The following is a 13,991-nucleotide window of genomic DNA, read 5'->3' on the forward strand; positions in this document are numbered from 1 at the left end:
GGGCACGGTCGCGTATTTGCTGGCCATGACAGCAGCACAGAACGACCGCTCCGCGTCGACGCCCTCGGTGGCCTCGGCGCACGACAAGATTCTCATCGTCGACTTCGGCAGCCAGGTGACGCAGCTGATCGCGCGTCGCGTGCGCGAGGACGGCGTCTATTGCGAGATCGTCCCGTTCAACAAGGCCGAAGAGGCCTTCAAGGAGATGAAGCCGAAAGCGGTGATCCTCTCCGGCGGCCCTGAGTCGGTGCATGAAGCGGGCTCCCCGCGCGCCCCGCAGTTGATCTTCGCCTCCGGCGTGCCGGTGCTCGGCATCTGCTACGGCCAGATGACCATGGCGGAGCAGCTCGGCGGCACCGTCGAGGGCGGCCATCATCGCGAATTCGGCCGCGCCGATGTCGAGGTGAAGGCGCCGAGCAAGCTGTTCGAGGACGTCTGGTCGCCGGGCGGCAAGAACCAGGTCTGGATGAGCCACGGCGACCGCATCACCAAGATGCCGCCGGGCTTCTCGGTGGCCGGCACCTCACCGAACGCGCCGTTCGCGATCATCCAGGACGAGACGCGCAAATATTACGGCCTGATGTTCCACCCCGAAGTGGTGCACACGCCCGACGGCGCAAAACTGATCCGCAATTTCGTCCGCAAGATCGCCGGCCTCTCCGGCGACTGGACCATGCGCGCCTTCCGCGAGGAGGAGATCGCAAAGATCCGCGCGCAGGTCGGCAAGGGCAAGGTGCTCTGCGGCCTCTCCGGCGGCGTCGATTCAGCGGTCGCGGCCGTGCTGATCCACGAAGCCATCGGCGACCAGCTCACCTGCGTGTTCGTCGATCACGGCATGCTCCGCCTCGACGAAGCCAAGACCGTGGTCGATTTGTTCCGCCACCACTACAACATCCCGCTCGTGCACGTGGATGCCTCCAAGCAATTCCTCGGCGAGCTCGAAGGCGTCACAGACCCCGAGATCAAGCGCAAGACCATCGGCCGCCTCTTCATCGAGGTGTTCGAGGCGGAGGCCAAGAAGATCGGCGGCGCCGACTTCCTGGCGCAAGGCACGCTCTATCCTGATGTGATCGAGAGCGTCTCCTTCACCGGCGGCCCCTCGGTGACGATCAAGTCGCACCACAATGTCGGCGGTCTGCCCGAGCGCATGAACATGAAGCTCGTCGAGCCCCTGCGCGAGCTGTTCAAGGACGAGGTGCGCAAGCTCGGCCGCGAGCTCGGCCTGCCCGAAATCTTCGTCGGCCGCCACCCGTTCCCGGGCCCCGGCCTCGCCATCCGCTGCCCCGGCGACATCACCCGCGACAAGCTCGACATCCTGCGCAAGGCTGACGCGGTCTACATCGACCAGATCCGCAAGCACGGCCTCTACGACGACATCTGGCAGGCCTTCGCCGTGCTGCTTCCCGTCAAGACGGTGGGCGTCATGGGTGACGGCCGCACCTACGACTACGTCGTGGGCCTCCGCGCCGTCACCTCCACCGACGGCATGACTGCGGACTTCTATCAGTTCGACATGAAGTTCCTGGGCGAGACCGCCACGCGCATCATCAACGAAGTGAAGGGCGTGAACCGGGTGGTGTACGACGTGACGAGCAAGCCGCCTGGGACGATTGAGTGGGAGTAGGGGCTCGAGTAAGCCCTAGGTATTCAAGGATCGGGAGATCTCATGGCCGACTTGGCGTCTCAGCCTACATCTGTCCAGACCATCTATAGCTGGTACCGTGAGGGCAAGCTTCTAGTAAACCGGCGCTACCAGCGAAAACTCGTATGGACGCTGGAGGAAAAGCAAAAGCTAATCGAGTCATTCTTGAAAAAATATCCGGTGCCAGCGATCTTGCTCGCTGAGCGCGACGGCGGGCCGGCGACGTACGAAATTATCGATGGACTGCAAAGGCTCCACTCGATTGTATCGTTCATTGAGAACGCCTTTCCTCTCATGGACGGGAAATATTTCCACGTTGATCTTTTTCCGACAGCAAAGGCTGCTGCGGACGATGGACGTTTTTCTAAAGCTAAGGATGCAGCGCTGGTCGGAGCTAAGGAAGTTTCTACCTTGCTCGATTATTCTCTGGCTATGTCCGTAATGAGGAATGCGTCGGACGGCGAGATCAACGACGTTTTTGATCGAATTAATACGTATGGGCATCGTCTGAGCGATCAAGAGCGAAGGCAGGCAGGAGTCCAGAACGAGTTTTCCTCGACCGTCCGGAACCTAGCAAGCCTTCTTCGGGGGGATGTTTCTCTCGACGTCCTGCCCCTTGAATCAATGCCATCCATCAGTATCGATCTACCGATGTCCAATCACGGCTATGAGGTTAAGGCGGACGAAGTCTTTTGGGTTAACCAGGGAGTTCTCAGGTCTACTGACCTGAGAGACAGCCTCGACGAACAGTATATTGCTGACATTGTGGCTTGCATCGTTGGCGGTGAGCCCATTGAAAGATCGAAGGACGCACTCGATGAGATCTACGTAAAGGGAGCGAGTGAGTCCGATCGGATCCTAAACGCCTTGGAGGTCTACGGCGCTAACAAAGTCACCGATGAGATCAAATTTTGCATTGGTGAGGTGTTGAAGGTCTGCAACGCTGGTCAGCCTGTTAAGCTCCGCAGCCTAATCTTCCCGAAGACAAACACCAATGCATTTCCTTCGATCTTTGCGGTTCTCCTGATTGCATTTCATGAGCTGATTGTTGGAGAAGGTAAGAAAGTCGCGGACTACGAAGGGCTCCAAAAAGCATTGGAGAACATCTCAAGCCGGATTGAGGCAGGTCGGAAGGCTACTGCTCCAGAAGAGCGGCGCAAGAACGTCAATGCCGTCAAGGGAATCATTGGCTCCAACTTTGTAAAGGGGACAAAGTTGGCTGAAGAAATCTATTCCAATCATACGGCAGTCGACATCGAGAGTGTCATTCGTCGTTCCGAAATCGAACTGGCAAACTATGAGTTGAAGCAGGGGCTATTGGTTTTGGAGCCCAATGGCGCCGAAGACCCTCAGATGATCGCCAAAGTCGTCAAAACAATTTGTGCAGTTGCAAACATTGGCCCGAAGAGCACAGGAAAGATATTGATAGGCGTTACAGACAAGAAGGCCGATGCAGATCGCATTAAGAAAATTGATGGTATCGATGCCAAGAAGATCGGCAAGAGGTTCGTTGTCGGCGTAAATCGAGAGGCCAATCGCCTTGGTATTTCGGTCGAGAAATACTTCGCAAAATGGAAGGATGGAATCAAGAAATCTGGTTTATCGCCTGTGCTTCGGGACGAGGTGCTCTCGAATATGGATTTCAATTCCTTTTACGGCTTGGGGTTGATTGCGATTTCCGTACCGCCGCAAAAGGAACTGTCGTACGTCGACGATGAAGTTTATTGGCGCAATGGGGATTCGACCGAGCGCGCCACGACATCCAAGCAAGTCGCGGGCATCGCTCTGCGATTTGGATCGGGCACAGGATGATCAACGATAGTGACGAAGCTGTCGTCTTAGGATGTGGAATTGGTGGGCGACGCGCCGTGCCGTCCAGCTTACACTGCGTCTAATTGCGTAGCTCATCATGCTTCTCCGATTTTCAGATGGCCGAGAAGCCGCCGTCGACAGACAACTCCACCCCATTTACGAAGCTCGAATCGTCTGAAGCAAGAAATAGCGCGACCGCCGCAATTTCCTCAGGACGACCCATCTTTCCCCGCGGGATCAGGGATTCGAACATCCGCTTCGCCTCCTCGGTGAGAACCTGGTCCTGCATCGGCGTGGCGATCGGCCCCGGGCTCAGCACGTTCACCCGGATATTCCTGCCCTTCAGTTCGTTGAGCCAGGTGCGTGCGAATGAGCGCAACGCCGCCTTGCTCGCTGCATACACGCCGTAACCGGGAAAACCTTTCACCGACGCCACTGACCCGGTCATGAAGATCGATCCGCCATCGCGAAACAGCGGCAACGCCTTCTGAACCGTGAACAGCGTGCCGCGCGTATTCAGGCCGAAGGCCGCATCGAAATGCTGCTCGGTAATCTCGCCCAGTGGGACGGCTTCGCCCATGCCGGCGCTCGCGTACAGGACGTCGATCCTGCCCTTGTCCCGCTTGACCGTGTCGAACAGACGGTCGAGGTCGTCGAGATTGGCCGCGTCGCCGCGCACGCCGGTCACGTTCCGGCCAATCAGCCTGACGGCCTCGTCGAGCGCCTCCTGCCTTCGGCCCGTGATGAAGACATAGGCGCCTTCTTCAACGAACCGCCTGGCGCTCGCCAACGCCATACCGCTCGATCCACCCGTGACGACTGCAACCTTACCTTCAAGCTTTCCCATGACTTCTCCTTTGAGACTCCGTCTTTGGTCGTTCGGGGAGACCCCCGAGGACCTCGACATAGGTCCGCCGGCGTCAGGCGTTGAGTGCGGAAGCGCGCACAGCGGTGGTGCGAAATCGATCCGGCTGGACAATTGACGCCAGCCGCGACGTCGGTGTCCGCCGTTCGGAATTGAGCCACGCTAGTCGGCATGTGCTGCAATGACCGCCCGTGCTACCCACATACGAGATGCTGTTCGATGTATTGGACGGGCTTTGGAAGGCGCACCCCGGCGGTGCAGGATTGCACCATGATCGACTGGGATGACGTTCGCTACTTTCTTGCCGTCGCGCGTGGAGGCTCGGTGCGAGCCGCCGCCGAGCGCCTCGGGGTGAACCATTCGACCGTGCTGCGACGCATCGCCCAACTGGAGGAGCGGCTCGGGGCGCTCATGTTCGAGAAGCTGCCTTCGGGCTACCGCCTGACGGCTGCGGGGGAGGAGGTCCTCGAGCTCGCGGACCAGATGGAAGCGTCGTCGCACCAGCTGGAGACGCGCGTCTTCGGCCGCGACCAGAGCGTGCGCGGGCTTCTGCGGGTGACGCTGGCACCGCCGCTGGCGACACACCTGCTCATGCCTGATTTCGCCGATTTCGCGCGTCTGCATCCGGACATCGAGATGGACATCCTGTCGTTCGGCGAGCTGGCAAATCTGACCAACCGGGAGGCCGACGTCGCGATCCGCGTCGTCTACGACCGCAAAACCCTGCCGCTCAATCTTCACGGCCTGAAGGGACCGGAGCTGTTCGGCGGCGTCTACATGTCCAGGGATCGACTAGCCGCGTGGCGTGCGGGCGCGCCTGATCCTGTCAGGTGGATCGTCATAAGCATTCATGGAATTCCGGGTTGGGCCCACGAGGGTGAGGTTCGCACCGCCGAAATTCCGTTCAGGGTCACAGATGCCGGAGCGCAGATCGTTGCTGCACGGCAAGGGCTCGGGATGACGACACTGCCGTGCTTCGTCGGCGATGCCGACCCCCTGCTGGTGAGGGTGCCGGGCACCGCCCTGCACATGTACGGAACGCTCTGGCTTCTCACACAGGGGGAGACACGCAAGACGAAGCGCGTGCGGCTCTTCACCGAGTTCGTATCCCGCAGGCTCGCCGCGTACGCTCCGCTTCTCGCGGGGCTGTCCGTATCGCGCGACTGACGCGCGTCAGGCCGCCGGCGACGCTTGCCGCAATCCGGTCGGAAGCCGAGCTGCGAACGCTCCAAGCGACATCGCGGCCTATGCGGAAATTGCCCTGAGCGTGGCCTTGCTGAGAGTTCGACGAGACAAGCGCAGTCCGCCCGAGATGATGGCACTGCCAACTTCCAACTTAAGGCGACAGTGTCTGGCTGCCGTTCGCACAATTGGCGAGCTTTTGCGGCCAGTCGGGTGCCGACGCGGCGGATGTCCGCTGGGTCCGGTTGAGCCATTTGAGATAACGCGTCGCCGCCAGGATTGATGCTACGGCGAGCAGAATGCCGCCAACAAGATCGATCAAATAATGTGCGCCGATCACGGGGGTCGCCGCGATCATCAGGATATTGAAAGTTGCCGCGATGCCTCCCACGGCGCGTACCGGCCACAACGCCCACATGTAGAGCACGGCTGACGCGGCATGGAAGCTCGGGAATGAAACGATACCGGCCAGCTTGAAAAGTCCGAGTTCGCGCAGGCTGCCGTCACGCAAGGCCAGGATGTCCCGCAATTGTCCAGCATAGACCGATGTGTCGATGTTCGGGTACCGAGCCGGTGGCAGCTGCAATCCGTAGTAGGTGCCGATGGCCGGCACGAATACAGAGATGGCGATTGCGACCGCGAGCGCAACACTCATTGCGAGCACAAACAATTGCAGCCGTGCGTACCGCGCCGTGAGGACGAGTACAATGGGAATGCCGAGCAGTGGCCATTTGATCAGCCCATATGCGCGCGACAAGATGATCGCAAGCCATGGGTGGTCGTTGACGTACCGAATGATGGGCTCGGGATCCAAACCAAGTGCGCGATCCACAGAAAGCAGCGCCTGATCCTGGAGAGGATACCCTATTGCTCCCGCGACATAACTAAGCGGTCCTACGATGGCGCAGGTGAGAATGACCTGTCCAATCGTTCCGAGCGAGAAAAAGAGCTTCGGATCGGTGCGATCACCCCTGGTCAGCCGATGATGATAAGCGACAGCGAGCAGGGCCGCCGCGATCGCCAGCGTTGTGCCAAACGCGATCGGTTCGAGACGAAGATTGGTGGACGTCAGCCCTAACGCGAGCAGACTCCCCATAACGGCGATGATCAGCCAGTTTGCGTTGAACAGCTGCCAGGCGGCTTGCGGATCCTCGTCGATTTTATGAGAGTTGCTCGGCGGCTCGGCGCTCCCCTTGACCGCCGTCATTCTTGCGTCGGATTTCATTCCCAGCGAACCTTGCAATCAAAACGAACCGATGGGTTCGCATGAGCGTCGTGATCAACCTAAAGTCGATCATAATCAGGGGTTGCGCAAGACGTGTCGCACAATCGAAAGAAGTTCCAGGTTAACGGCGGGTGAACGAGAGCCGTTATCCTCGTTTGTCGAGCGCCCATCAGGACCATTCACAAAGCGAACCGACGAGGAGGGCGGATTCTGGGCGCAAAGCGAACCGGCATTGCTGGTGCGCCGCGCTGGGATTTGCCTTCGCGCGTGCTGTGCGGGCCATCATGACGGGCGACGCCGCCGGCCTCTCGACCGAACTCGCGATTACGGTGACAGTGCACTCAATGTGCGAGGCTATCCGCTCTTTGCGCGTGGACGGGCGTCGGCCCGCTGGTCGCGGGCACGGTCGCCGAGATGTTCGGCCTGCGCTGGCAGGCGATGATCCAAAGCCTCGCCTTCATGAGCCACCAGATCGGCAGCTTCCTCGGCGCCTACGGAGGAGGGGTTCTCTACGACGCGCTCGGCTCCTACACCATGGCCTGGCGCACCGGCGTGGCGCTGGGCTTGGCCGGTGGCATCATCCAGGTCGCGTTCGCGCTGATCCGGCCGCCGCAGCCGCCCGCGCCGGTGCTGCGGACGGCGTAGCTGGCGAGCCGGCCATCGCACTTCCATCGGCCGAAGGCGTCGAGAACGTTCAGCTTGCACATTCTCGTAGCAAGGTTGTGATTTTCGCATCGAGATTTCGGGCAACGGTGAGTGCGTCCGAATTGCCATAAGGCAGCAGAAAACTCTCCATTTTGTCGTAAGAGACATGCACGCCATCGGAACGCTCATCAATGAGCACCGTGACTGGAGCGTAAGATCCAGCATCGGGCACGTGCTTGACCATTTCTTTCATGATGAGTGGATTGCCGATCACAAGCCGTATGATTTTAGGCGTCTTGGATCCGGCTTCGCGACGCAGAATGTCGCCCAGGTCAAATTCCGCGAAGAGCATAAGGTCCGTTCGGCCGAGGCCGCTTCGTACAACGCGCTCCAAATCCGGGAAGGAATTTGTCGCCCTCGTTTCCTTGAAAAATTCGACCATGTTGGGCTGCCCGACCGCCGACTTGAGCGCCGCCACAATAGTGTCGAATGATTTTAAGCTCGTGAGGCTGAAGCGCTCTACTTCGATTTTAGCGATTGTCATTTTGTCCTCTGTAACAACTCTCATGGATAAAGTGCGCCTGATCCCGTCGAAACACGCCTTGTGTCATGCGGCCGCGGGTTGGGCATCCAGGAAGGTCCGGACGTGGCTGACGAAGATGTCGTGGTGCTGAAACAGCGCGCCGTGCCCTGAATCGGGATAGAGGACCAGCTGAGCGTTACTCAGTTCCCTAGACATTGCGTAAGCGTTGTTCGCAGGCAGCATGGTGTCGTGGCTGCCGCTGACCACAAGAGCGGGCTGGCGGATAGCGCGCAGAATGGCGTGCCCGGGATCAGGTGTGGCGCACCAGGTGATCAGCGCCTTGGCCTGTGGATCGGTTACCGCCTTGCCGTTATCGGTGTCCCGATCATCCTTGCGCACCTTGGTCCTCTTCAGGAAGGCCAAGCCGGACGACCGGCTGGCGGATGAATTCGTGAAGAACAGCGGCAGGCGGGGGTCCGGCGCATCGGTTTGGGAAAACGCTTCCTGCAGAGCCGCCAACAGGTGTTCCTCTCCGCCTTTCGGCGCGGTACCGACGAGTATGAGCTTGCGGACCAGCTGTCCGTGCTCGGCGGCGATCTGCTGAGCGACGCAGCCGCCGAGGGAGAAGCCAAGCAGGTCCACTTCGGAGAGGCCGAGCAAGTCGATGAAATCCACGGCGTCTCGTGCCATCGTCGCGACGTTGTCGGGCGTTTGACCGGTCGACCGGCCGACGCCAGCGTTGTCAAAGGCGATCACGGGGCGATCAGCGGCCAGAGCGTTGACGACGGCGGGATCCCATCCGTCGATGTTTCCCGAGAAGTGCTGCAGAAGAACCAGCGGAGTTCCAGTCGCGGGGCCGAGACGGCGATAGGCGAAGCGGATTCCGTGGCCTTCGATGTAACGAGTTGGCGCCGTTTCGAGTGCGAGGGCGTCCTGGTTCGCGATGTCGAGTTGAGTCATATCGTACTCCGGATGCTTGGCATGAAATGATCGAGCGGGTGACGCACGTAGCGCGGCGACCGAAACCTTCCTCCAGGATGTCGCTGGCGCTTCGCGCCATCGCGGTCCGAGGCGTTCCGCATTCCTCCGAGCGAGCGTGTGCGCTCCCGGCGCGACAGCGCCGGGAGCAGGTTCGTCACTTCGCGAGTGCCGCCTTTTCGATGACCTCAGCGACTTCCTTCGCATGGACCACGAGCGAGGCATGGCTGCCAGCGACTTCCGTCGTCTGAGCCTTCATCCTGGCTGCGAACAACTTCTGGACCTCGGGCGCGATGACTTTGTCCTTCGTGGTGATGACGTAGAACGTCGGCTTGTCGCGCCAGGCCGCAATGCTGACAGGCGCCTCGAACGCAGCGAGGCTCAGCGGAAGCTGCGAGTTGGCCAGGTGCTCGGCGATCTCCGGAGGAAGGTCAGCCGCGACGGCTGACGGAAACAACTTGGGATCGATATACAGATTGCCCTTCGCGTCGGGATGGATCGCCTTGACGCCTTCGGTCTGCGGGCCGTCTTTGGCCAGCAACGCCAGGGATTGACCGACCTCCGGCGCGAAGGCGGAGACATAGACCAGCGCCGAGACCTTGGGATCGTTGCCGGCTTGCGTGATCACCACGCCGCCCCATGAATGGCCGACCAGAACGGTCTTGCCGTCCTGTTTCGCGAGCGCCTGCTTGGTGGCATCGACGTCGGCGGCGAGCGAAGTGAGCGGATTTTCCACGAGCGTGACGTTGTAGCCCTTCTTCGAGAGAATATCGGCAACGGGCTGCCAGCTCGTCTGGTCCACGAAAGCGCCGTGCACGAGCACGATGTTGTGGGCTGCTCCCTTGGGCAGCTCAGCGGAATGGGCGGGGCCGACCCATGCCGTTCCGGCCAGGAGTACGGTGGCGGCTGAGAGAAGGATATTTAGCATTGATTGTTCCTGTTGATATGTCGGACGGAATAAGGTCCGGGGGAATGGACAGGCGTTCCTGCCTGGTCGCGGTTTCTTCCATGCGCCGTTGGCGAAATGGTTGCCGCACATGACGTCGGCCCGCCGCGACATGACCTAGTTCGCGGGCTTTTCGGACGGTAGGGATCAATCGTCCGGATGTTGTGTCCGACCGTCCACCGGACTAACTTCGGCGGCATGGACATCCTTGCCCAAGTGCTCGATCGCGTTCGTCTCGGCGGGACGCTGCTGTTCCACTTCGAGCTCGGTCATCCCTGGAATCTGGCGCTGCCGGCGCGCCCCTACGCGCTGTTTCACTATCTCAGTCGGGGCTCCGCGACCCTCGCGCTAGAACTCGGACAGGAAATCCAGATGACCGAGGGCGATTTTGTCGTCATCACGCGCGGCGAGCCCCATGTGTTTTATTCGGATCGCCGGGCCAAGCCTTTGCAGATTGTGGACCTCGATCGATCGTCGGCACGTCTGGGCGTCGTTCGTCACGGCGGCCGTGCAAAGCCGCTCTCGACCATGATCTGCGGCAATTTCACCGTGTCGCGGCCCTCGTTCAGCAGCGTGCTGGAAATGCTTCCGCCCGTGCTTCTGCTGAAGCCGACGGCGGACGGTGGCTGGCTCGAAGCCATCCTGCGGCGCATGGTGAGCGAGTCCGCGCACGAGCGTCCCGGCCAGCGCGTCGCGCTCTCACGACTGACGGAAGTGCTGTTTGTCGAGGTGCTCCGAAGCTGGATCGCGTCTCTCAGTCCCGGACAAGGCGGCTGGCTCGGGGCCATATCGGACCCGCATATCGGACCGGCGCTCAAGTTGATCCACGAAAACCCGGAGCGGCCCTGGACCCTGAGCGACCTCGGCCATCGCGTGGGGCTCGGCCGCTCGGTATTCTCGGCCCGCTTCACCAAGCTCGTCGGCCAGTCGATGCATCGTTATGTGATCGAACGCCGGATGGCGGAAGCGGCGTTCCTGCTCGAAACCAGCGATGAGCCCATCGCACGGATCGCGAGCCAGGTCGGGTACGAGACAGCGGCGGCGTTTTCGAAACTCTTTCATCGACATCATGGCATGTCGCCCGGCCGCTACCGGACCTCTCAGCGCCTTGATGGACACCAAGGTCAACCGCACGGTTCGGAAGTGAACGTCTCCGATTGAATTTGCGTCAGTTGCTCCGCCGCGCTTTCATCTCGCTCTCATCGCCGGTGCTCAATTGTCGCACCTTCGGTGTGAAGCATCTCACACGCACGCTTGCGTCAATGCTGCGATAGAGTACCTGTTGTGATTGAACGTGGTGAATTTAGTCGATTTGACACACCCGCCATCACATCAGCCTCAAATGAGCTGCACACGCCAGAACGGCATGTTGAAATAGCCTCCAATCGGCCGCTCGGCCGATGAGAGCTATGGAGACACTATGGCTGACAAACACGAACAGAGCATGGTTGGTACGTGGACCAAATCCACGTCGGCTGCGTGTGCGGACAAATATCCCGCCACTCTCACATTCTCGACCGGCACCTACCGCGGCATGCGCGGACCAGGGCAGGGCATGGTGTGGTGGGACGCGGGAATCTACCGTCTCGAAGATTCCAACACACTCGTCGTCGGGACGGCGACTGATGAACTTGTGACCTATCGCATTTCACTCAAGGCCGACCGATTTGAGTTTACGGATTCAGAGGGCTGTGTCGTGACCTATCGGCGCGCGTAGGACTGCGCACGCCACAGCTGACCGAAATAACGCGGCTGTACCCGCGAACGAGCCCGATGCTCACGTCGATCGTCTCACCCTTTCAACGAGGAGAAGACGACATGTGCAATTGCTCAGAGCATGAATCGAGTGGCAGCCTTTCCAAGATGACCGCGGCATCGGTCGAGCCCGCGATGAAGCCGCAAGTCCCGCTGTCGCGCCAGATCAGCTTCAGCGACGAGGAGTCCGGCGATCAGCCGGCCTCGACCGATCTGCAGCCGTTTCCGCCGTTCAGGCTGTGCAGGCTCGACTTCCGCGAAGGCTGCTACCAGATCAACTTCAGGCCGACCGCGGGCTTCGTGACCTTTGAAGGCACGCTGCGCGTCGATCGCTCGGCACCCGACGGCGGCGCCGACCATCTGATCGTCAGCGGCGATCTCTACTCGCGCCGGCCGGTGATCGGTCCGATCCCGCCGGTGGGGCCCGTGGTGCCGGTGGGCGACGCGGACGAAGATGAAGCGGCGGCGGGCTCGGGATTGACGAGCCTGGCCGGTTCGCTCAGTGCGCTCGATGACCCCCTGATTCCGTTTCCGATCCGCAGGCCGCGGATCCCCATCTTCCCCCGCGCGCGCTATCATTCCTATCTCAGGGTGACCAGCGTGTCCGCGCCTGTCGCGGTCCCGCCGCCGAAGAAGTGCGAGCTGACGATCACAGCCGAGCAGTTCAATTACACGCAGCCGCCGGCCGGCCAGTTCAAAGGCACGTTCCCGGCTTCGCCGTCGCGCACCGTGACGATGAAGCTTTCAAAGGTGCCGGCGCCGTTTCCGTTCTCCCTGACCGGCGGCCCGTTCTACCAGGGCCGGCTGTTCGAGGGCGGCGTGGACAAGGGCAGCATCACGCTCGCCTGGGTGTCGAAGTTCTTCCGCCGCGCCACGCTGGAGATCGACACGCTGGTCGGAGCCGTGCGGCCCGCGCCGGTGCCTGACGGCGCCGGCGGCACCGAGTTCTTCGACACGGTCTTCGCGAAGACCGGCTGGCAGCTGTCGGTGGTGCAGGACCAGCTCAACGTCCCGGTGCCATCAGGCGTGGTGGCGACCAATTGCTGGAGCTCTGCGGATCTGCACGCGCTGATGACGACCGTGCGCAATCCCGCGACGAATCTGGACACCGAATGGCGCGTGCACATGATCGTGGTGCCCGCAAAACTCGGGTGCTCGCGCGGCATCATGTACGACCAGATCGGCGTACCCCGCGAAGGCTGCGCCAGCTTCTCCGATGACGGCTATCCCGTCTCGGACTCCTCGAACTTCGGTCTCGCCGCCAACAAGAAGCAGCGTGACGTGCCACGCGCGTTCCTGCGCAGCGCGACCCACGAGCTGACGCATACGCTGAACCAGATCCACCAGGAGCAGGAGACGGCGGCCGACAACTCGATCATGACCACGACGCCGAGCGTGGCGGACGTGCTCGGCGGTCCCGCGACCGGCGCACCCGGCGTGTTCCCGGACCAGATCGCGCTCGCGCACAACACCAACGTCCGTCATCACCTCAACCACATGCCGGATCCGGTCATTCGTCCGGGCGGATGGCCGTTCGCAAGCTGGTTCCCGACCGGCGCGCCGCAGGCCGCCGACCGGCACGATTTCGAACCTTCCGAGCTGGCGCTGACGGTGACGGCCACGACCGACCGCGTCGCGCTCGGCCAGCCGCTGGATCTGACCTGGACGATGACGAACACGAGCGGCGTGTCGCTGCGCGCGCCGAACGACGTCAGCACCGAGGCCCTGTTCGCATCGATCACCGTCACCGACGGCGAGGGGCACGAGCGTCCGGTCAGGCCGTTCGTGATCCTGTGCGAGCACGCGAAGCTGGGCGAGCTTGAGCCCGGCAAGAGCGTCACGGCGTCAGCGAAGGTGTTCTGGAGCACGGCGGGCTTCGCCTTCGAGAAACCGGGCCGCTACCGCGTCGACGTTGCGGTGTCGTGGTCGGCGCAGGGCGTGATGGTTGGCGTGCAGTCGGGCATCGACGTGTTCGTCGATTATCCGACCAGCGCGAGCGACAACCATTCGGCCAATCTCGTGCTGCATCCCGACGTCGGCAAATGGGTGGCGCTCGGCGGCGATGCCTATCACCTCGGTGAAGCGTGCCGGCGGTTGCAGGCGCTCAGCCAGACCGCAGTGCCGTCAGGTGCGCGCGCCGCGACGGCTGCGGCCGGCGACGATACGACCGCGCCGCGCGCGATCGACGGTTTTGCCGACATGCTGCCCGATCGCGCCAAGCTCGCCAGGTTGCGTCCCGAACTGTCCACTGAGACCGGCGGCCGTACGCCACGCGGACCGGCGCGAGCAGCCGCCCCAGGCCGTAAACGCGCGGCGAAGGCAAAGGGGCGCGCTGGGCGAAAGCGGTAACGGTTTCGCCAGAGCCCGGTGAAGACCATCGGTGTCATGGGCGAGCGCACCTGCGACTGTGTCGTCGCA

General features: G+C 61.6%; 12 protein-coding genes and 1 pseudogene. 7 read left to right on the forward strand and 6 right to left on the reverse strand.

Annotation, left to right across the window (positions count from 1 at the left end):
* The first annotated feature begins 25 nt into the window (after window positions 1-25).
* Both guaA and ABIA90_RS05415 read left to right on the forward strand, forming a co-directional pair.
* Window positions 26-1,624: a glutamine-hydrolyzing GMP synthase gene (gene guaA, locus ABIA90_RS05410; RefSeq protein WP_354117535.1), complete on the forward strand. Its 1,599-nt coding sequence runs from the start codon at window positions 26-28 to the stop codon at window positions 1,622-1,624.
* A 42-nt stretch (window positions 1,625-1,666) separates the two neighbouring features.
* Window positions 1,667-3,454, forward strand: coding sequence for a GmrSD restriction endonuclease domain-containing protein (locus ABIA90_RS05415; protein WP_354117536.1), 1,788 nt, complete (start codon window positions 1,667-1,669; stop codon window positions 3,452-3,454).
* A 112-nt stretch (window positions 3,455-3,566) separates the two neighbouring features.
* On the opposite strand, the gene ABIA90_RS05420 is transcribed toward ABIA90_RS05415, so the two are convergent.
* The gene (locus ABIA90_RS05420) at window positions 3,567-4,301 is read right to left on the reverse strand and encodes an SDR family NAD(P)-dependent oxidoreductase (RefSeq protein ID WP_354117537.1); all 735 of its coding nucleotides are present in this window, start codon (window positions 4,299-4,301) and stop codon (window positions 3,567-3,569) included.
* Window positions 4,302-4,589: 288 nt separating this feature from the next.
* Here ABIA90_RS05420 and ABIA90_RS05425 point away from each other — a divergent pair, with 288 nt between their 5' ends.
* Window positions 4,590-5,486 carry a LysR family transcriptional regulator gene (locus ABIA90_RS05425; RefSeq protein WP_354117538.1) on the forward strand — a complete coding sequence of 299 codons (897 nt, stop codon included), beginning with the start codon at window positions 4,590-4,592 and terminating at the stop codon, window positions 5,484-5,486.
* Window positions 5,487-5,655: 169 nt separating this feature from the next.
* Here the strand turns inward: ABIA90_RS05425 and ABIA90_RS05430 are convergent, their stop codons facing one another.
* Window positions 5,656-6,726 carry a phosphatase PAP2 family protein gene (locus tag ABIA90_RS05430; protein WP_354117539.1) on the reverse strand — a complete coding sequence of 357 codons (1,071 nt, stop codon included), beginning with the start codon at window positions 6,724-6,726 and terminating at the stop codon, window positions 5,656-5,658.
* A 372-nt stretch (window positions 6,727-7,098) separates the two neighbouring features.
* On the opposite strand from ABIA90_RS05430, the pseudogene ABIA90_RS05435 reads away from it, so the two are divergent.
* Window positions 7,099-7,371 (forward strand): annotated as a pseudogene (locus ABIA90_RS05435) (MFS transporter); the annotation flags it as partial.
* A gap of 49 nt (window positions 7,372-7,420) precedes the next feature.
* Here ABIA90_RS05435 and ABIA90_RS05440 read toward each other — a convergent pair.
* The 4 genes from ABIA90_RS05440 to ABIA90_RS05455 form a co-directional block, all read right to left on the reverse strand.
* Complete coding sequence (locus tag ABIA90_RS05440; RefSeq protein WP_354117540.1) at window positions 7,421-7,915, reverse strand: DUF302 domain-containing protein; 495 nt, start codon at window positions 7,913-7,915, stop codon at window positions 7,421-7,423.
* 63 nt (window positions 7,916-7,978) lie between these two features.
* Complete coding sequence (locus ABIA90_RS05445) at window positions 7,979-8,854, reverse strand: alpha/beta fold hydrolase (RefSeq protein ID WP_354117541.1); 876 nt, start codon at window positions 8,852-8,854, stop codon at window positions 7,979-7,981.
* 175 nt (window positions 8,855-9,029) lie between these two features.
* Entirely contained in the window at window positions 9,030-9,800 is a 771-nt protein-coding gene (locus tag ABIA90_RS05450) for an alpha/beta hydrolase (protein ID WP_071914814.1), read from the reverse strand.
* 165 nt (window positions 9,801-9,965) lie between these two features.
* The gene (locus ABIA90_RS05455) at window positions 9,966-10,091 is read right to left on the reverse strand and encodes a hypothetical protein (RefSeq protein ID WP_354117641.1); all 126 of its coding nucleotides are present in this window, start codon (window positions 10,089-10,091) and stop codon (window positions 9,966-9,968) included.
* On the opposite strand from ABIA90_RS05455, the gene ABIA90_RS05460 reads away from it, so the two are divergent.
* From ABIA90_RS05460 to ABIA90_RS05470, 3 genes are all read left to right on the forward strand, one after another.
* A complete protein-coding gene (locus tag ABIA90_RS05460) occupies window positions 10,035-10,979 on the forward strand; it encodes an AraC family transcriptional regulator (RefSeq protein WP_354117638.1) in 945 nt (314 codons plus the stop codon). The genes ABIA90_RS05455 and ABIA90_RS05460 overlap by 57 nt on opposite strands.
* A gap of 259 nt (window positions 10,980-11,238) precedes the next feature.
* A complete protein-coding gene (locus ABIA90_RS05465) occupies window positions 11,239-11,535 on the forward strand; it encodes a hypothetical protein (protein ID WP_028150930.1) in 297 nt (98 codons plus the stop codon).
* Between the two features lie 101 nt (window positions 11,536-11,636).
* On the forward strand, window positions 11,637-13,922 hold the full coding sequence (locus ABIA90_RS05470) for a COG1361 family protein (protein WP_354117542.1): 2,286 nt from the start codon (window positions 11,637-11,639) through the stop codon (window positions 13,920-13,922).
* The last annotated feature ends 69 nt before the right edge of the window (window positions 13,923-13,991 follow it).

Source organism: Bradyrhizobium sp. LA6.8, assembly GCF_040547935.1.
In the GTDB taxonomy this organism is placed as follows: domain Bacteria; phylum Pseudomonadota; class Alphaproteobacteria; order Rhizobiales; family Xanthobacteraceae; genus Bradyrhizobium; species Bradyrhizobium barranii.